17 protein-coding genes and 2 pseudogenes are annotated in these 17,715 nt (G+C 61.5%); 10 read left to right on the top strand and 9 right to left on the bottom strand.

The window, feature by feature from the left end; translation table 11 throughout:
- Window positions 1–74: 74 nt before the first annotated feature.
- Window positions 75–749, bottom strand: coding sequence for a hypothetical protein (locus EOA78_RS30020; RefSeq protein WP_127318743.1), 675 nt, complete (start codon window positions 747–749; stop codon window positions 75–77).
- Window positions 750–876: 127 nt separating this feature from the next.
- Between EOA78_RS30020 and thrC the strand changes: the two genes are divergently transcribed.
- From thrC to EOA78_RS30000, 4 genes are read left to right on the top strand one after another with little or no spacing between them, the layout of a single operon-like run.
- Complete coding sequence (thrC, locus tag EOA78_RS30015) at window positions 877–2,274, top strand: threonine synthase (protein ID WP_127318741.1); 1,398 nt, start codon at window positions 877–879, stop codon at window positions 2,272–2,274.
- Window positions 2,275–2,288: 14 nt separating this feature from the next.
- Window positions 2,289–3,581 (top strand): pitrilysin family protein, encoded by a 1,293-nt coding sequence (locus EOA78_RS30010; RefSeq protein ID WP_029355661.1) that lies wholly within the window; start codon window positions 2,289–2,291, stop codon window positions 3,579–3,581.
- Window positions 3,582–3,597: 16 nt separating this feature from the next.
- Window positions 3,598–4,194: a GNAT family protein gene (locus tag EOA78_RS30005; RefSeq protein WP_127318739.1), complete on the top strand. Its 597-nt coding sequence runs from the start codon at window positions 3,598–3,600 to the stop codon at window positions 4,192–4,194.
- 2 nt (window positions 4,195–4,196) lie between these two features.
- The gene (locus tag EOA78_RS30000) at window positions 4,197–7,085 is read left to right on the top strand and encodes an EAL domain-containing protein (RefSeq protein WP_127318737.1); all 2,889 of its coding nucleotides are present in this window, start codon (window positions 4,197–4,199) and stop codon (window positions 7,083–7,085) included.
- 166 nt (window positions 7,086–7,251) lie between these two features.
- Here the strand turns inward: EOA78_RS30000 and EOA78_RS29995 are convergent, their stop codons facing one another.
- The gene (locus tag EOA78_RS29995; protein WP_206533531.1) at window positions 7,252–8,178 is read right to left on the bottom strand and encodes an oxygenase MpaB family protein; all 927 of its coding nucleotides are present in this window, start codon (window positions 8,176–8,178) and stop codon (window positions 7,252–7,254) included.
- 171 nt (window positions 8,179–8,349) lie between these two features.
- Window positions 8,350–8,613 carry a DUF4242 domain-containing protein gene (locus tag EOA78_RS29990; RefSeq protein WP_127209693.1) on the bottom strand — a complete coding sequence of 88 codons (264 nt, stop codon included), beginning with the start codon at window positions 8,611–8,613 and terminating at the stop codon, window positions 8,350–8,352.
- A gap of 151 nt (window positions 8,614–8,764) precedes the next feature.
- Here EOA78_RS29990 and EOA78_RS29985 point away from each other — a divergent pair, with 151 nt between their 5' ends.
- Window positions 8,765–9,643, top strand: a complete 879-nt coding sequence (locus EOA78_RS29985; RefSeq protein ID WP_036267457.1) for a LysR family transcriptional regulator — start codon at window positions 8,765–8,767, stop codon at window positions 9,641–9,643.
- Between the two features lie 88 nt (window positions 9,644–9,731).
- Here the strand turns inward: EOA78_RS29985 and EOA78_RS29980 are convergent, their stop codons facing one another.
- Window positions 9,732–9,878 (bottom strand): LysR family transcriptional regulator, encoded by a 147-nt coding sequence (locus EOA78_RS29980; protein WP_245477847.1) that lies wholly within the window; start codon window positions 9,876–9,878, stop codon window positions 9,732–9,734.
- A gap of 212 nt (window positions 9,879–10,090) precedes the next feature.
- Here EOA78_RS29980 and EOA78_RS29975 point away from each other — a divergent pair, with 212 nt between their 5' ends.
- Both EOA78_RS29975 and EOA78_RS29970 read left to right on the top strand, forming a co-directional pair.
- Entirely contained in the window at window positions 10,091–10,900 is an 810-nt protein-coding gene (locus tag EOA78_RS29975) for a methyltransferase domain-containing protein (RefSeq protein WP_127318735.1), read from the top strand.
- A 385-nt stretch (window positions 10,901–11,285) separates the two neighbouring features.
- A complete protein-coding gene (locus EOA78_RS29970) occupies window positions 11,286–12,224 on the top strand; it encodes a transglycosylase SLT domain-containing protein (RefSeq protein WP_127318733.1) in 939 nt (312 codons plus the stop codon).
- Window positions 12,225–12,249: 25 nt separating this feature from the next.
- Here EOA78_RS29970 and EOA78_RS29965 read toward each other — a convergent pair whose 3' ends face one another.
- Complete coding sequence (locus EOA78_RS29965; protein ID WP_127318731.1) at window positions 12,250–12,858, bottom strand: YqgE/AlgH family protein; 609 nt, start codon at window positions 12,856–12,858, stop codon at window positions 12,250–12,252.
- Between the two features lie 215 nt (window positions 12,859–13,073).
- Between EOA78_RS29965 and EOA78_RS29960 the strand changes: the two genes are divergently transcribed.
- The 3 genes from EOA78_RS29960 (at window position 13,074) to EOA78_RS29950 (ending at window position 15,161) form a co-directional block, all read left to right on the top strand.
- Window positions 13,074–13,880, top strand: coding sequence for a protein-disulfide reductase DsbD domain-containing protein (locus EOA78_RS29960; protein WP_127318729.1), 807 nt, complete (start codon window positions 13,074–13,076; stop codon window positions 13,878–13,880).
- Window positions 13,881–14,001: 121 nt separating this feature from the next.
- A complete protein-coding gene (locus EOA78_RS29955) occupies window positions 14,002–14,502 on the top strand; it encodes a peroxiredoxin (RefSeq protein ID WP_127318747.1) in 501 nt (166 codons plus the stop codon).
- A gap of 179 nt (window positions 14,503–14,681) precedes the next feature.
- On the top strand, window positions 14,682–15,161 hold the full coding sequence (locus EOA78_RS29950; protein ID WP_127318745.1) for a DUF2938 domain-containing protein: 480 nt from the start codon (window positions 14,682–14,684) through the stop codon (window positions 15,159–15,161).
- Between the two features lie 5 nt (window positions 15,162–15,166).
- Here EOA78_RS29950 and EOA78_RS29945 read toward each other — a convergent pair.
- The 4 genes and pseudogenes from EOA78_RS29945 to EOA78_RS29930 form a co-directional block, all read right to left on the bottom strand.
- Window positions 15,167–15,761: pseudogene (locus EOA78_RS29945) on the bottom strand (histidine phosphatase family protein).
- A 42-nt stretch (window positions 15,762–15,803) separates the two neighbouring features.
- Window positions 15,804–16,331, bottom strand: a complete 528-nt coding sequence (gene rnhA, locus EOA78_RS29940) for a ribonuclease HI (protein ID WP_127318727.1) — start codon at window positions 16,329–16,331, stop codon at window positions 15,804–15,806.
- Entirely contained in the window at window positions 16,328–17,290 is a 963-nt protein-coding gene (locus EOA78_RS29935) for a homoserine kinase (protein ID WP_127318725.1), read from the bottom strand. The genes rnhA and EOA78_RS29935 overlap by 4 nt, the downstream gene beginning before the upstream one ends.
- A gap of 7 nt (window positions 17,291–17,297) precedes the next feature.
- A pseudogene (locus EOA78_RS29930) lies at window positions 17,298–17,715 on the bottom strand (4-hydroxy-3-methylbut-2-enyl diphosphate reductase); the annotation flags it as partial.

Genomic DNA, 17,715 nt, shown 5'->3' with positions numbered 1-17,715 from the left:
TCGCCGCCCTGTCGGAATGGTCGGCGGATGCGTGATGCATGCGCCTCCGACCGTAGGCGGCTCAAACGCCGCCGCTATTCGACCGCGGCAATCTTTTTGTCGGTCTTCTTCGGCGGGCCTTCGTCATAGCCGGCGAACGCCTGATAGTCCCGCGCGGTGGGCTCGGGAACGACAACGTTCGAATCAGTGAAGACGAACTGGGTGGCACTCGAGGGATTGGTAACCTGGACCTGATATCGGTGAAGCTGCGAGTAAAGGACCTCCGTGCCATGCATCACAGCGATACGGATCGGCATGGTGATGGTGCCCGGGCTGAACATCGGTCCCGGAACGACCTTGCCGGCCACGGCGATCTTCATCGTCAGCGAGCCGTTGGCACGGTTGCAGTCGCGGGTCACATCGGTGATCGATGCCTGATAGATGATCTTCGCGGAATCGTCCTGCTGATCGCTGCTCGCGTCAAGCGCAGCAGCTTCGGCGTCCTGGGCGGCGGCTTTTTTCTTGGGCTTTTGGCCGCCCTTGGCATAGGTGTTGAAAAAGGCGGTGCCGTCGCGCAGCGTCACTTTCGGACAATAGGCCTGCAATTGGCTGGCGAGAACCTTGGGGTCCGGCGGTGGTGGCGGTGTTGTGTCCGTCTTTCCGAAGCCCAGGATGCCATTGCCGCCTGATTGGCAGCCGGCGGCGGTAAGCATAAAGCCAGTGAGCGCCAGACCCGCGACAAAACGACCGTTGAATGTATGGAACGCCATGAACTGCACTTCCCTCTCGCAAAGCGGGTGACGTATATCAACCGCGCGGCAAAAATGCGACTGAACAAGGACGGAAATTAACCACTTTGCCGCGGACGAAACCGCCCGGCAGCAATGGAACATGACGATGCAATATGTGAGTACCCGCGGGGAAGCGCCCGTGCTTGGATTTTCCGACGCGGTGCTGGCGGGCTTGGCGCGCGATGGCGGTCTTTATGTGCCTGATACATGGCCGCAGTTTTCGGCGGCAGAGATCCGCGCCATGCGCGGCCTTGCCTATCCCGACCTCGCCATCCGCGTGCTGTCGCGGTTTCTCGGCGGCGAGATCGCGATGCCGGTGTTCGAACGCCTGGTGCGCGAAGCCTATGCGACCTTCCGTCACGAGGCGGTCTGCCCGCTGGTGCAGACCGGCTCGAACACGTTCGTTCTGGAACTCTTCCATGGCCCGACGCTTGCCTTCAAGGATGTGGCCATGCAGCTTCTCGCCCGGCTGATGGACCATGTGCTTGCCGAACGCGACCAGCGCGCCACCATTGTCGGCGCCACGTCCGGCGACACCGGCGGGGCCGCCATCGATGCCTTCGCCGGGCGCAACCGCACCGACATCTTCGTTCTTTTCCCGCACGGCCGGGTCTCGCCGGTGCAGCAGCGGCAGATGACGACGTCCTCTGCCGCAAATGTCCATGCAATCGCGGTCGAAGGCAATTTCGACGATTGCCAGGGGCTGGTGAAGGACATGTTCAACGATCACGCTTTTCGCGACCGGGTATCGCTGTCCGGGGTCAATTCGATCAACTGGGCCCGCATCATGGCCCAGATCGTCTATTATTTCTCATCGGCGCTGTCGCTCGGCGCGCCCGACCGGCCGGTTTCCTACACGGTACCGACCGGCAATTTCGGCGACATCTTCGCCGGCTACGCCGCCAAGAAGATGGGGCTGCCGATCGAGCGGCTGATCATCGCGACCAACGACAACGACATTCTGGCGCGCACGCTGTCGAGCGGCGAATATCGCACGAAAGGCGTCTTTTCGACCACGTCGCCGTCTATGGATATCCAGGTTTCTTCGAATTTCGAGCGCTTGCTGTTCGAGGCGGCCGGCCGCGACGCCTCAACCGTGCGGCGCTACATGAGCGGCCTCAAGCAGTCCGGCGCCTTCACCATCGAAGCGGGCGAGATCGCCAGGATCCGCTCCGAATTCGATGCCGGCCGATCGACCATGGACGAAGTCGCCGCTACGATCCGCTCGACGCTCGCAGCCAGCAACTATCTGCTCGACCCGCACACGGCCGCGGCCATGCATGTTGCGGCTGCGAAGGTCACCAATGCCGTGCCGATGGTGGTGCTGGGCACCGCCCATCCGGCAAAGTTCCCGGCCGCCGTCGAAGCCGCCAGCGGCGTGTCGCCGACCCTGCCCGCATGGCTAGGCGGGTTGATGACATCAGAGGAAAAATACACGGTACTTCCATCCGACCTGAAAATGGTGGAAGATTATGTTAGCCGTCACACGCGGGCGGCAAGTTAGGGAGTATCAGCTATATGGGTGTTGAGGTAAGCCGTCTGTCGAACGGCCTGACAGTCGCCACCGAAACCCTTCCAAGCCTCGAATCCGTCGCTCTTGGTGCCTGGCTCAAATCAGGCGCCCGCAACGAGCGTAGCGAAGAGCACGGAATGGCCCACTTGCTTGAACATATGGCGTTCAAGGGAACCAGAAGGCGAAGCGCCTTCGAGATCGCCTCGGAAATCGAGGATGTCGGCGGCGAGATCAATGCCGCTACCAGTGTCGAGACCACCTCCTATTATGCCAGGGTGCTGAGCGACGACGTGCCCCTGGCCGTCGATATCCTCTCCGACATCCTGCAGGAATCCGAGTTCGACCCGCAGGAGCTGGAGCGCGAGCAGCATGTGATCCTACAGGAGATCGGCGCCGCTCACGATACGCCCGACGACATCGTCTTCGACCGCTTCACCGAGACGGCTTTCCGCCACCAGACGATCGGCCGCTCCATCCTCGGCACGCCGGAAACCGTCAAATCCTTCACCTCGAAGCAATTGCACAAATTCATCGAACGGCAATATGGCGCCGAGCGCATGGTGGTCGTCGCCGCCGGCGACATCAAGCACGACAATTTCGTGCGCGAGGTCGAGAAGCACCTTGGCGGTTTCCGCAGCAAGTCCGACAACACGATGCCGCAATTTGCGCAATATGTCGGCGGCGATTTCCGCGAGGACCGCGACCTGATGGACGCGCAGATCGTGCTGGGGTTCGAGGGCCGCGCCTATCATGTACGCGACTTCTACGCCTCGCAGGTCCTGTCGATGATCCTTGGCGGCGGCATGTCGTCGCGTCTTTTCCAGGAGGTCCGCGAAAAGCGCGGGCTTTGCTATTCGGTCTATGCCTTCCACTGGGGTTTTTCCGATACCGGCATATTCGGCGTCCATGCCGCGACCGGGCAGAGCGACATCGCCGAGCTGGTGCCGGTGGTCATCGACGAGTTGCAGAAGGTCGGCGAGAACATCCTGCAGGAGGAACTCGACCGGGCACGCGCCCAGTACCGTGCAGGCCTGATCATGTCCGCCGAAAGCCCGGCCAGCCGCGCCTCGCAGATCGCCCGGCAAATGCTGCTGTTCGGCCGGCCGATCGCCAAGGAAGAGCTGATGGAACGGCTGTCGGCGCTGACGGTCGAGCGGCTGACGGACCTGTCGTCACGGCTGTTTTCGACCAAGCCGACGCTGACTGCCGTCGGACCGGTAGGTACGCTCGCTCCCTATGAGGCGGTCCTCGAATCGCTTTCGGGCACGCAGACCACGGCCCGAAAGCTCGCCGGCTAAAGTCCATCAAAGCGTCATGTTCGCGCTCCCTTTCTTTCGCCGTGACCTGCCGGCACTGAAGGGTGATCGGGTCACGCTGCGCGTGCCGCTGACCAACGACTACCGCGAATGGTCGGTGCTGCGCGGGGAAAGCCGCGCCTTCCTGGAGCCGTGGGAGCCGCGGTGGAACCCCGACGAGCTCGACCGCACGGCCTGGCGGCATCGCCTCAGCCGCTATCGCGAAGACTATGCGCAAGGAACGGCCATAGCCTTCTTCATCTTCGAGGAAGGCAGCGGCAAACTTGTCGGAGGAATCACCCTCGGCAACATCCGCCACGGCGTCGCGCAAAGCGGCCATATCGGCTACTGGATCGGCGAGCGCTACAGCGGCCGTGGCCTGATGACCGACGCGGTCAAGGTCGTGACGCGCTTCGCCTTCGATACGCTGAGGTTGCACCGGATCGAAGCTGCCTGTATTCCCGACAATGCCCGGTCGATCCGCGTGCTTGAAAAAGCCGGATTCCGGCGCGAAGGACTTCTGCGATCCTATCTCAGGATCAATGGCATCTGGCAGGACCACTACCTCTACGCCCGGATCGAAGACGATCCGCCGGGCGCGGGAACGAAGGACTGATTTTGACGAATTTCCTGCGAATCGGGTCGTTGTTCGCCTTTGTGCTGACGGCAATCGTCGTGCTCTGCGCGGCGTCCTCGGCCTTCGCCGTCGAGCCGATCAAGATCGCCCGCGACGACGTGGCTCTCGACCTTTCGGGCGCCGTCGAAATCTACCGCGACCAGGGCGAGAACTTTCAGGTGTCGACCGCTCCAGGCCCGGACGGCATCGTGCGGCGCATCGAGGTCGAGGCCAATGATGCGCGCTCGACCGGCGACTGGGCGGTGTTCGCACTTGCCAATACCACCGACCAGCAGCTCGACAGGCTGATTGTCGCACCGCATTTCCGGCTGGTGAATTCCGGCATCTTCTGGCCGGATCTCGGCTCGACCCGCATTGCCGCGATCACGCCCAGCGAGGGCTTCGCGCTTGACCGCCAGACCAGCCCCGACGCCGATGTGTTCCGTGTGACGCTGAACCCCGGAACGGTGATCACCTTCATTGCCGAACTTGCCTCGCCCAAACTCCCGCAGGTCTATCTATGGGATCCGGAATCCTACAAGGACTCGGTCAATTCCTACACGCTGTTTCGCGGCATCGTCATCGGCATCGCCGGCCTTCTGGCGCTGTTCCTGACCATCCTTTTCGTGGTCAAGGGGACCTCGATGTTCCCGGCAACCGCAGCACTCGCCTGGGCGGTGCTCGCCTATATCTGCATCGATTTCGGCTTTCTCAACAAGGTACTGGAAATATCGCCCGGCAACGAGCAGATGTGGCGAGCCGGAACGGAGGTGGCGCTTGCGGCGACCTTCGTGGTGTTCCTGTTCGCCTATCTCAACCTCAACCGATGGCACGGCCATTTCAGTTACGGCGCGCTGGTCTGGATTCTGGGGCTGCTGCTGATCGCTGGCGTTGCGATCGTCGATCCGGCGGTCGCCGCCGGCATCGCCAGGCTGTCCTTCGCCGCCACCGCGCTGACCGGCCTCGGCCTGATCATCTTCCTCGGCATACGCGGCTACGACCGTGCCATCATGTTGGTGCCCAGTTGGGTCATGGTCCTGTTGTGGCTATGCGGGTCGTGGATGGCGATCACCGGCATGCTCGACAATGACATCGCCCAGCCGGCATTGGGCGGCGGGCTGATCCTCATCATCCTGCTGATCGGCTTCACCGTCATGCAGCACGCCTTTGCCGGCGGCGTGCTGCATCAGGGCCTGTTCTCCGATCTCGAACGGCAGGCGCTGGCCGTCGCCGGATCGGGCGACACGGTGTGGGATTGGGACGTGATGCGCGACCGCGTCGTCACCAGGCCGGATGTTAGCATCCAGCTTGGCCTTGCGCCAGACAGCCTGGGCGGAGCTGCTCGCAACTGGCTGCCGGTACTTCATGCCGACGACCGCGACACGTTCCGTACCACGCTCGACGTGGTGCTCGAACACCGGCGCGGCCGGGTGTCGCAGAATTTCCGCCTGCGCGGCGCCGACGGGCACTATCACTGGTTTTCGCTGCGCGCCCGGCCGGTGATCGGATCGGACGGCGAGGTCATCCGCTGCGTCGGCACCATGGTCGACGTGACGGAGCAGAAAAAGTCCGAGGAGAGGCTGCTGCACGATGCCGTGCATGACAATCTGACTGGCCTGCCGAACCGGGAATTGCTGATGAATCGGCTGGAGGCGATCATCTCGATCGCGCGCACGGAAGAGAAAGTGCGTCCCACCGTCTTCGTCATCGACATCGACCGGTTCAAGCAGGTCAATGACGGGCTCGGCATCTCGGCCGGCGATACCATCCTGCTGACCGTTGCGCGCCGGCTGCACCGGTTGCTCAAGCCGAAGGATTCGCTGTCGCGCTTTGCCGGCGACCAGTTCGCGCTGATGCTGCTTTCCGAACAGGACCCGGCCCGCATCGCAGCCGTTGCCGACGCCATCAAGCATGCGATCAACAATCCGATCACCTTTGCCAAGCGCGAGATCGTGCTGACCGCCTCGATCGGGCTGGTCACCTGGACCTCGGCGCAGAGCTCAGCCGAGGACATGGTCAAGGACGCCGAGCTTGCCATGCACCAGGCCAAACGTTTTGGCGGCGACAGGATCGAGCCGTTCCGCCCCGCCTTCCGGACCGTCGGCACCGACCGGCTGCAGTTCGAGTCCGACCTGCGCCGCGCCATCGAACGGCGCGAATTCACACTCGCCTACCAGCCCATCGTGCGGCTGGAAGACGGCAGTGTTGCCGGCTTCGAGGCGCTTTTGCGCTGGGACCATCCGCGCCGCGGCATGATCCCGCCGGGCGATTTCATCCCGGTTGCCGAGAGCTGCGGCCTGATCGTGCAGCTTGGCCTGTTCGCTATGCAACAGGCCGCCGAAGATCTGGCGGGATGGCAAAAGCAGATCGGCGACGCACCGCTGTCGGTTTCGGTCAATCTGTCCAGCCGTCAGCTCATCCGCCGCGATCTGGTCAGCGACGTCCGCTCGGTGATCGCGCGGGCCAATCTGAAGCCGCGCTGCTTCCGGCTTGAACTCACCGAATCGCTGGTGATGGACAATCCCGAGCAGACAGCCCATGTGCTGAACAAGCTGAAGAAGCTTGGCATCGGCCTGTCGCTGGACGATTTCGGCACCGGCTATTCCTCGCTGGCCTATCTGACGCGCTTTCCCTTCGACACGATCAAAATTGACAAGAGCTTTGTCGACGACGCGACACCGAAGCGCACGGTGCTGCTCAAATCCATGGTCAACATGGCGCATGAACTCGGCCTTTCGGTCGTGGCCGAGGGCATTTCGGATGAAAGCGATGCGCTCGAACTGCGCCAGATGGGCTGCGAATATGTGCAGAGCTTCATGTTCGGCGCGCCGATGCCCGGCGATCAGGTGCTGAAGACGCTGAAGGAACAGTATCCGCTGGCTCAGGCTTGATTTTGTGCATGTCGGTTGTCCCAAGACCTCTCTGCACTTTTGGGCGACGTGCCGGGGGTCCGCTTCCCGGCGCTCGGAGGTCGCAAGTAAACCGTCTTGGTGACGCAGTATCGAAAATTTTAGTCTCCTACCGCGGCGTGGCCCCATCAATGTTGGAAAGCCTGAATTAACGGCGGCGATAGAGATAGCTCTCGGAAAGGCCGAGGCGACGGCACGATTGAACGGCCGGGGATGAAGGGAGCACGATGCTCTCGCAGATTGCAGCCGTAGTCTTCACAAAAGCACGCTCCCACGGCGTCAGGGTCCAGCGGTCGCCGAGTGCCAAGCGCTTGCGCACCCAGCGCGGTAGGATCTCGACGGCCGCCTTCAGAAATGGCCGCTGAAGCGGTTGAGCCACTCCCGGCAAGGCGGGAACGTCTTCCATGATCTCCAGGAATTCCAAGACGATCGGCGACGCGACGAGTCTTTGCCTCATCGCGTCGAACAGCGCGTAAAGCTCGGCCTGTGACGTGGGCGAGCCGGCCGCACCATAGAGTAGTGCGACGGGGCGAGCCTCAGCAAACATCGCGTCCCGTTCGAAAAAATGCAGACGATGCACATAGACGTGATACGCCTCCATGAAACCAAACCCGGCCGTAGCTTGCACCCAGTCCAGCAACTCCGGGTCGGTGGCGTGGTATGGCTCACCTTCGCTGGTTCGACCTGAAACGCGCCCATGCATCCTGACCACACCTTCAATCATGGCCTTAGCCTTGGTTCGAGGGCCGTAGACCGTAACCAAGGCAGCGATGCCCGTACGCTGTAATCGTCGGAGCGCGTGCGAGCGGAATGTGCTGTGCTGCCAAATGGCGTCGCGAACCCGCGGCTCCGCCAGTTCGAGCAGCACCGCAGTAACCCCGCCGATGAAGAGCGCAACTGGGTTCTTGAAAATACGCCAGGACATCGAGGTGGGCGGTAACAGCGCCGGCTCGCCTTCCGGGGTCGAGAAGTCCATCTGAGATCCGAGCCGCTGGCGCATGAACGACTGCGCAAGAGTATCCACACGACGCTCAAGTGGGCGAGGCAGAGGAATGATGCCCGAATTGCCAAACATGGTACGCCTCCGACTCCTGGGAAGAACAAGGCGTCGAACCTGTGGCTAGCGGATGCAGTATGCACGAACGTCTTGGTCTTTCCGTCGTTCCAAATGATTAGCGTGGCGCGCTGCGCATGATCCGCAAGAACACCGGGCTCGGATGGTCATCACGAGCCCGGCCGTGCTGGCTTATGGCGTAAGATCGAGCGCCGGCACGATTCTGTGGTAGGGCAGGCCTGCATCGTCGTTTAGACGCTTCACGTCGGTATCGGAGACAGCATCAAACAGGCACATGCAGCGCCCGTCCTCCGGTGCGAAGGTCGAGCGCAGATAGCTGATGTCGGTGCCCTTGGACGTCATCTCGGCGGCCTGGCTGATCGCCGCCTTCTGCGCATCTCCCAGAGCTTCCATGCTGATGCCCTTGAGGTCGCGTTCCACCATGTAGACAGTCATTTCCAGATCTCCTCCTATGAACACTGACCACAGGAGTTGAATGCAGCGGCGGGCGAAAGAGAACGACATTTTTTCTATCGATCGATAGCCGACAGTTATCGATTAAAGGGCTACAATGTCGTTTCGTGGAACCGCCTCGGGAGGGCTCGCCATGGAGATGTTTCAGGTCCGCTACGTGCTTGCTGCCGCGAAGATGCTGAATTTCACCAAGGCCGCCACCGATTGCAATGTGTCTCAGCCGGCGCTCACCAAAGCGGTCAAGACGCTCGAGGATGAGCTTGGCGCGCCCTTGTTCCATCGCGAGGGAAAGCGCGTCCTCCTGAGTGAGTTCGGGCGCTCCATTCTGCCGCATCTTCAGCAGATCATGCAGGAGGCCCACGCAACCAGGACGCTTGCCGACAATTTCAGGCTGCTCAACCAGGTGCCGATCCGGCTCGGCGTCATGTCGACCATCGGCCATGTGAAGCTCGCCAGGTTCTTGGCAAAGTTCCAGCGCGACTATCATGGCGTCGAGCTGGAAGTCAGTGAGGCGAGCGTGCAGGAACTGAAAAACAGGCTTGAGCAAGGCGATCTCGATCTGGCCGTTCTCAATCCGCTGGAGGGATTGGGAGCAGCTTTCCGCGTCCATGATCTCTACAGTGAGCGTTACGTCGTCGTATTCGCGCCGGATCATCGGCTTGCGAGCCTCAATGCAATCAAGTTGGTCGATCTCTCTCAAGAACCCTATGTCGATCGTCTGTCCTGCGAAATGCGGGACCTGGTGATGGGTGTGTGCCGGGAAAGAAACGTCAGCCTTTATGCCCGCTTTCGTTCCGAGCGCGAGGATTGGATCCAATCAATGGTGCTGGCGCGGATCGGCTTCGCCTTCATGCCTGAATATTCGGTGACATCGCCTGAACTTCTGCAGCGTCCGCTGATCGAACCCGCGGTGGCACGCACCGTGTCCCTGGCTAGCGTTCCGGGCCGGCCCTATAGCCCGGCGACGGCGGCAATGGTCCGAGCTGCCCAGAGCTTCGATTGGCCAGGCTAGGCGTTTGTTGCTGAAGCTGATTTTAGATGCGTTCTGCCGCCCTGGTGGTCCTCGGACCGGTACCGACCCTATCCAGGACTACCGACACTCAATCGGCTGCGCATTTTGGGCGATGTGGCTGCATGAGACGCGCAAAGTCGGTGAGGTGGAGATGGCTATGCTCGCGGTGGAAGAGATCCCCTCCAAGCTCGGCCTCAAGCTTCTGGCTAGCGCGGGTCAGCGCCGGCTGGGTCACGCAGCAGCGACGCTGTCCGGAAGTAGCGGGTTTCGTGTATCTCCATGGATCGCCCTTTCCCGATGACAGCCTTGCATCGGCGCGATGAAATATTAGGATTTCCTTTTTCTCCGAAACGACTGCAACTTTCTTGCTTCGTTGGAATCGCGCTCGCCGAAGGAGCGCGGGAGAAGGCTCACAATGGCCGGATGGAAATTTGAGGGAGGACGATCATGACCCTGCCCAGTTACGCAATGAACCAGGCAAGTTTCCCGCAGATGTACGAGCGGTGGCTGGTCGGCCCTCTCTTCCGTCCATGGGCCGAGATGGCTCTTGACGAGCTGGAATTGTCTTCGGGCGATCGCCTACTCGACATCGCTTGTGGAACAGGAATAGTGGCGCGTGTTGCAAGAGAGCGGCTCGGTGAAGCCGGATATATCGTCGGCGTCGACATCAGCCCGGACATGCTTGCCGTGGCGCGGGCCGTAGAACCGGCCATTGACTGGCGCCAGGGCAATGCCGGCGAGCTGCCTCTGCGTAACGGTGAGACGTTCGACGTGGTCGTCTGCCAGCAAGGACTGCAGTTCTTTCCTGACAGACCCGCGGCGGCGGCGCAGATGCGTCGCGCGCTGGCGAAGGGTGGCAGGCTGGCGATCGCCACGTGGCGCCCGGACGACGAAATCCCGTTCTTTCTCGAACTGCGCCGCGTCGCGGAGCGCCATCTGGGAGCCATCGCCGATCAACGGTACAGCTTCGGGGAAGCGGCTCCACTTGAGGCGCTGCTGCGAGACGCCGGCTTCCGAGAGGTCCGATCAAGGATTATTTCGCGCACCATCCATTTCTCGGAAGGCGCACCTTTCCTGCATTTGAATACGATGGCGCTGGTCGGGATGAGTTCCTTAGCCAAGGAAATGCGCGATCAGGAGCGCAAACGCGTCGTGGAGGAGATCCTGAGCGAGAGTGCGCCCGTGCTGCAATCGTATAGCAATGGATCGGGACTAGCCTTCGAGCTCAGCACCAATCTGGCGACGGCCAAAGGCTAAATGATCTCTCTTCACAAGCAACGCATCGCCTACGCAACGTTCGATAAAATCATCTTATGTACATTACGAACTGTCCTCGCCGCATTGCGGCCATTGTACCGCCACGATCCATGACTAGCTAGAGCAAGCACTGACCGTTCTTCTTGTCTTTTTCGACGTTGACGGCTCAACGTTGGAAATAGATCTGCCCGAAAATATCTGGGCGGCTAGACAAGGAACGGAGGGGGACCTGGCGTCACTCCAAAGGACACGTGAATTCTTTGCTTGCGGAAGCGTCATCCTTTCGGGCGGACGGCCTTTGTCGAAAAGGATCGCGGGGCTTGGCTTGGCGGCGACAGTGGCGGCCATACCATGGCCGGTCTATTCGGGAGTGTTGGTCAACGGAGTGACCGAAGCCGCGGTTGCCACTGCTGTTCCGTCCTCCGCCCTGAGTTTCCCCTCGGCCGCGCCCGACTTCGACATCATCGATCCGGGTACCACGTCGACCTCCCGACGCAAGGGAGAAGGCACACTGGCCGACGCATTGAAGAGTACCGTCGCCATCCTTTCCGAAGGCGCGGGACAGATCGTCATCGGCATGTCGGTGCACGAGTTCGGCGAATACAAGGTGTCGCAGTACATTGCCAGCGAGATTCTGCGTGCCGCCAAGGACACCCAATTTCCTGCCGACACCCTTTTCGCGATCGCCGAGAAGGAATCCTCCTTCGACATCAACAATCGCCCCCCTAAAGGGTCGGCACTTGGTCTTATGCAGTTCCTCGACCAGACATGGCTTGAGGCGGTGAAGAAGTACGGTGCAGAGTTCGGCCTGGGCGACGAAGCGGAACTGATCCGGATCCGCCTAGAGGGCAAGCGCGAACACCATTTCGTCGACGACAAGGCCGATGAACAGCGCATCCTTGAATTCAGGCGCGATCCCTATCTGTCGGCAGCACTTGCGGCCAAGAACCTTCTCGCGGCCAAGGTACGTATCGAAGCCCGTCTCGAGAAGGCCATGGACGAAAGGGATCTTTACCTCCCCCATTTCCTTGGCACCAACGGCGCAGCACAGCTCCTGTCGAACGCCGGCGAGACGCCCAATGCCACGGCCAGCAAAATCTTCCCCAAGGCGGCGCGCTTCAATACCGCGATGTTCAGGGCCGAGGGAAAACAGCTCACCGTCGGCCAGTTCCACCAGCGCCTGCGCTCCTTCTTAGAAGCCCGCATCGGCAAATACAGCGATGTCGAAAGCCGCGTGAAAGAGGCTGACCTGTCCTGGACAGCCGGTATCGAGAATCTCGTCTACGATTTGGGCAAACGGCTGGCGTCGGCAATGCAGCGGTAGCCAGCCAGGTATCGGATTTTCACCACTAGGCGTGACCGGCCGCCAGGCTGAGATGCGCGAGGTCGATACCGATCGAGGCGAGAATCCGGTCGTATTTGCGCTCGATGTCGGTATCGAACAGAAGCTCCGCATTTGCCGGGCAGGTCAGCCAACCGTTCTCGGCGATTTCGCTTTCCAGCTGACCGGCGCCCCAGCCCGAATAGCCGAGCGCCATCAGCGCGTGCCTGGGCCCACGGCCCGACGAAATGGCGCGCAATATGTCGACGGTCGCGGTCAGGCAAATGTCGTCGGAGACGGTGAGCGACGATTCCACGCGGTAGTCGCCCGAATGCAGGACGAAGCCGCGGCTGCGGTCCACCGGTCCGCCGTTGCGCACGACGAAGTCGCGCGCCTGCGCGGGCAAGCGGATCGCCTCCTGTTCGTTCATGATGCCGAGCTGCACGAGCAGATCCGGAAACAGCATCTGCTGCGTCTGGTTGATGACCAGGCCCATCGCGCCTTCGTCGCTGTGCGCGCAAATGTAGATGACGGAGCGCGTAAAGCGGTCGTCCTTCATGCCGGGCATGGCAATCAGGAACTGGTCGTCGAGAAAGCCGCGTCCCGCAGCCATCTTCTTGTGGCGCAACAAGTCCATGCGAGGAGCGTAACGCGTTTCTGAAGCGCCGAAAAGATGCGCCGCGCGCGATTTGGTCGCGGATGTGCATCTAAGGTCAGGCAAAGCTGTGCCCGAGGTCACGCAAAAGCTGTGCCCGAGGTCACGCAAAAGCTGTGCCCGAGGTCACGCAAATATGATAACAGCGACGCCATGAAGTCATTGCGCAGCCATGAACGGACGCTCAAATCACCGTCATGCAAAGCTTGAAAGTCCTGCTGCTCAGCGCCGCTGTTGGATGTGGAACCGGCCTCCCTGCCGCAGCCTCCTCATCGACCTGGTACAATAGCGAAGGCGGCAGAGTGCGGCTTGTGACCAGCGGCAAGCCCGACGAAGCCGGGCGCATCCATGGCGTCCTCGATATTGCTCTCAGGCCTGGCTGGAAAACCTATTGGCGCGATCCGGGCGACGCGGGCGTGCCGCCGCAAATCGATATCTCGGCCAGCACCAACATTGCCAACGCGACGTTTTCGTTTCCGCCGCCCCAGCGCCACGACGACGGCTACGGCAAATGGGCCGGCTACGACCATCCGGTTTCGCTGCCGGTGACATTCACGCTGTCGGCGCCGAACGAGCCGGCCGTCATCGATGCCGATATCTTTCTCGGCATTTGCGAGACGATCTGCATCCCGGTGCAGACGAAGCTGACCATCGATCCAGGCTCCGATCCGGACAATGTCGAAGACGCCGCTTTGGTGAAGGCGGCCCTTGCAACGCTGCCTGCGCCCGCAAGACCCGATTTCGGCGTCAATATCCTGCCTGGCGACCGCGAGATACTGATTGTCGAGGCGAGCTTTCCGGGCAATCCCGAAGCGGCGGATTTCTTCGTCGCCGGTGAGCGGGATTATATGTTCGGCGTGCCGGCCCGCAGCGAAAAGGACGGCAAACTGGTGTTTACCGTGCCGATCCTCGACAGGCCGACGACGACGCCGACGGATGGCGGACTTTACTACACGCTGACAACTGCGGCCGGCGCCGTCGAAGGCCTGCTGCCGTTCCCTTGATCCCGAGCAAAAGGATGTTCAGGTCGAACGTCCTTTGCCCAGGCTCCCCAACGGTTGCGGGGAACGGCTGAATTCGCTATCGCAAGGACACTTCCCTTCCATCTGCCAAGTGAGGACCTCGATTATGATTGCCGTTGGCGACAAGCTGCCCCAAGCGACCTTCAAGACGATGACTGCCGACGGCGCAAAAGCGATCACGACGGCCGAGATCTTCTCGGGAAAGAAGGTGGTGCTATTCGCCGTTCCCGGCGCTTTCACGCCGACCTGCTCCAACAATCATCTGCCCGGCTATCTCGATAATTACGACGCCATACTGGCGCGCGGCGTCGACACCATCGCCGTCCTGGCCGTCAACGATGTTCACGTCATGGGCGCCTGGGCCCGATTCAGCGGCGGCGAAGGCAAGATCCTCTATCTTGCCGACGGCAATGGCGATTTCGTCAAGTCGATCGGTCTCGACGCCGACCTTTCCGGCGGTGGCATGGGACTGCGTTCGAAGCGGTTTTCGATGATTGTCGACGACGGCAAGGTCACCGCGCTCAATGTCGAGACAAAGCCTGGCGTTGACGAATCCGGTGCGGCTCACATCCTCGCACAGCTTTCCGTTTTGGCGACGGCATAGACCAGGGATTGCAATCCTTTTGGCCTGACAATCACGCTTGTTTTGAGCGCCGCGCGTCCAGTTTGGCGTGCAAAAAACGCTCCAAGACTTCTGAGCCGCAAGATCCCCAACAAAACCGGTTCCGGTTTCGGGCTCATGCGCTAGCTCTTCCGAGTTGCTTGCTTTTGGGGACCTCAATGCTGTTTGACCACTTCTGGCGCGCTGTGGCGATCGGCATCGGCGCCACGGCGCTCATGGACCTCTGGGCGATTTTCCTGAACATGGTATTTGCTCAGCCGCGGCCGAATTGGGGACTGGTTGGTCGCTGGGTCTGGCATCTGAGCGACGGCAAGGTCTTCCATGACGATATCGGCGAGGCGGCACCCTATGCGCATGAATCGGCGCTGGGCTGGGCCTTCCACTATTTTGTCGGCATCGTCTACGGCATCCTTCTGGCCGTTTTGGCGGGAGCGGCGTGGCTGGCCGCGCCGACCTTCCTGCCGGCCTTTATCCTCGGCATCGTCACCGTAGGCGCCGGTTGGTTCCTGCTGGCGCCCGGCATGGGCGCCGGCTGGGCCGCATCAAAGCGCCCCAACCCTATGCGGATACGCGCCCTCAACCTCGTGTCGCATACTGTGTTCGCGCTCGGACTTTTCGGCACGGCGCTGCTGATCCGTTAGCCAAATTAATCGTCGCGGTGCTGCGCCAGCCTGTCGATCGGCCGCCATCCGTGGACAATACGACGCGCGCGGGTATCGTACGCAAAAATAGTTCCCGCCGCCCGCTGGCTGATCCGCCTCGCGGCTGATCTCCCGCCCGCTGAGAGCGAGGAGCAGGAGCGTTCCGACACCTCCATGGCCCACGAAAGCAACGTCGGCGGCGTCCTCTGTGCCGAGCACTGTGTCCACCTCGCTCAGAATACGACGCTGAGCATCGATAGCCCGCTCCCATCCGCGGATGCTGCTGTATGGATTGGCGAAGAACTGGTCCGCGACCGCTTCGAACGCCTCAGGCGGTAGGAAACCGGTTGCCGATCGGTCATTCTCATGCATCCGTTCCCTCACCTCGACCTCAAGGCGAAGATGCCTTCCCAGTATCTCGGCGGTTTCTACCGACTTGCGTTCACCCGATGACACTATACGCCGGATCGACCGAACCCACGGCTGATCGAGCATTGCAGACGTTCTCGCCCGCCCGATGTCGGATAGCCCCCACTCTGGCACTGGAACATTGGCATCGATCCGAACCTGAGGATGCGTGATGTAGTATGCGATCGGCATGATAGAGGTCGTCCTGCCAGAGAGCGGAACCGCAGCCGGAATTCAATAACTCCGGGTCGAGCGCCGTGGCTTTGCGACCGCCGGCTGCTTCGACTGCGGATCCGGCTTCGGCGTCGGGGCCTTCACTGGGCCTTTCTTAAACGGCGCCATGCCGAGCCGCGCCAGTTCGTCGGCACGTTCGTTCTCCGGATGGCCGGCGTGGCCCTTGACCCAGTGCCAGACGACCTGATGGCGGTTGCGCGCCTCGTCGAGTGCCTGCCACAGCTCGGCATTCTTCACCGGTTGCCTGGCGGCGGTCTTCCAGCCATTGCGCTTCCAGCCGTCGATCCAGCTGAAAATGCCGTCCTTGACATAGTTGCTGTCGGTATAAAGATCGACGGCACAAGGTTCCTTCAGCGCATTGAGCGCCGAGATGGCGGCCAAAAGTTCCATGCGGTTGTTGGTGGTCGCAGCCTCGCCGCCCGACAGTTCTTTCGTGACGCCGTTGAAGCGCAGGACCGCTCCCCAGCCGCCAGGCCCCGGATTGCCCGAACAGGCACCATCGGTGAAGATTTCAACGCGTTTGGTCATGTCAGTCCGTATTCGAAAGGAGATCTGATCGCCCGGTGGAAGCGCATTCGCCTGATATATTCGGTCGGGTCGCGTTTCACGACCAGCCCGCCATTGGCAACGGTCAGCCAGTCGTAAAGCCGGGTCAGCATGAAACGCAGCGCCGAGCCGCGTGCCAGGATAGGCAGCGCAGCTTTCTCCTCGCCGCTCAAGGGCCGCACGCTTTGGTAGCCGGCAAGCAGCGCCGTACCCTTGGTCAGGTTGAAGGAAAAATCCTTCTCGAAGCACCAGGCATTGAGGCAGGTAGCGACATCATAGGCGTAGAGATCATTACAGGCGAAATAGAAGTCGATCAGCCCCGACAGTTTTTCGCCAAGGAAGAAGACATTGTCCGGGAAAAGATCGGCATGTATGATGCCTTCCGGCAGGCCTTTCGGCCAGTTCCGCTCGAAATCCGCGAAGTCGGCATCGACCTCGGCCGCCAGTCCCAGCTCGACCTCGTCGGCGCGAACGCGAGCGGCGCTCCACAGCTTGCGCCAGCCATCGATGGCAAGAGCATTCGGACGGGTCATCGGAAAGTCGGCGCCGGCGAGATGCAGCGCCGCCAGCGCCTTGCCGACCTCGCCGCAATGCGCTGATGTCGGCCGCCGCAGCGAAAGGCCTTCGAGGAAAGTGATGATGACCGCCGGCCGGCCGGCAAGCGTTCCGATGACGTTGCCATCATGCGCGGTCACCGGAAGCGGGCAGGAAATTCCTTTCCTAGCGAGATGGGTCATGAGGCCGAGGAAGAACGGCAGGTCGGCCTTGTCGACGCGCTTTTCGTAAAGCGTCAGTATGTAGGAGCCGCTGGTCGCGTGCAGCAGGAAATTCGAGTTCTCGGTCCCTTCGGCGATGCCCTTGTAGGACAGGAGATCGCCGACCGGATAGGCCTTCAGGAACGCGCCGAGCTCGCCTTCGTTGACGTCGGTGTAGACCGCCATGGCCTCTTCACGCGGCTCCGTTGACGAAGGCCATGTCGGCCGCCGTCAGTTCGACATCGCGCAGGACCCGCATCACCGGAAAATCCTCGGTCTCTGTCGCCGTCACCGCCAGCTCGATCGTCACGTTGAAGCGCTGCCGGAATGCATCGATGATCTCGTCGACGATGATTTCAGGCGCCGACGCGCCTGCCGACAGACCGAGCGTCGAGATGCCGGCAATGTCAGTCCACGGAATTTCGGAGGCGCGCTGCACGAGAAGCGACATCGAGGCGCCGGCGCGCTCGGCCACTTCGACGAGACGCCGCGAATTGGAGGAGGTGGGGGCGCCGACGATCAGGAAGAGATCGGAGCCCGCGGCGGTCTCCTTGACCGCTTCCTGGCGATTGGTGGTGGCGTAGCAGATCGATTCCGCTGCCGCAGCATGC

The sequence above is a fragment of the Mesorhizobium sp. M5C.F.Cr.IN.023.01.1.1 genome, from assembly GCF_003997585.1.
GTDB lineage: Bacteria > Pseudomonadota > Alphaproteobacteria > Rhizobiales > Rhizobiaceae > Mesorhizobium > Mesorhizobium wenxiniae.
Note: the sequence above shows the minus strand (reverse complement) of the source record. Positions and strands in the feature narration are given on the sequence as shown.

Excerpts from the sequence above, each read along its gene's own strand:
- EOA78_RS30020 (WP_127318743.1), bottom strand. The coding sequence starts at position 749 with ATGGCGTTCCATACATTCAACGGTCGTTTTGTCGCGGGTCTGGCGCTC.
- thrC (WP_127318741.1), top strand. The coding sequence starts at position 877 with ATGCAATATGTGAGTACCCGCGGGGAAGCGCCCGTGCTTGGATTTTCC.
- EOA78_RS30010 (WP_029355661.1), top strand. The coding sequence starts at position 2,289 with ATGGGTGTTGAGGTAAGCCGTCTGTCGAACGGCCTGACAGTCGCCACC.
- EOA78_RS30005 (WP_127318739.1), top strand. The coding sequence starts at position 3,598 with ATGTTCGCGCTCCCTTTCTTTCGCCGTGACCTGCCGGCACTGAAGGGT.
- EOA78_RS29995 (WP_206533531.1), bottom strand. The coding sequence starts at position 8,178 with ATGTTTGGCAATTCGGGCATCATTCCTCTGCCTCGCCCACTTGAGCGT.
- EOA78_RS29990 (WP_127209693.1), bottom strand. The coding sequence starts at position 8,613 with ATGACTGTCTACATGGTGGAACGCGACCTCAAGGGCATCAGCATGGAA.
- EOA78_RS29985 (WP_036267457.1), top strand. The coding sequence starts at position 8,765 with ATGGAGATGTTTCAGGTCCGCTACGTGCTTGCTGCCGCGAAGATGCTG.
- EOA78_RS29975 (WP_127318735.1), top strand. The coding sequence starts at position 10,091 with ATGACCCTGCCCAGTTACGCAATGAACCAGGCAAGTTTCCCGCAGATG.
- EOA78_RS29965 (WP_127318731.1), bottom strand. The coding sequence starts at position 12,858 with ATGGACTTGTTGCGCCACAAGAAGATGGCTGCGGGACGCGGCTTTCTC.
- EOA78_RS29960 (WP_127318729.1), top strand. The coding sequence starts at position 13,074 with ATGCAAAGCTTGAAAGTCCTGCTGCTCAGCGCCGCTGTTGGATGTGGA.
- rnhA (WP_127318727.1), bottom strand. The coding sequence starts at position 16,331 with ATGACCAAACGCGTTGAAATCTTCACCGATGGTGCCTGTTCGGGCAAT.
- EOA78_RS29935 (WP_127318725.1), bottom strand. The coding sequence starts at position 17,290 with ATGGCGGTCTACACCGACGTCAACGAAGGCGAGCTCGGCGCGTTCCTG.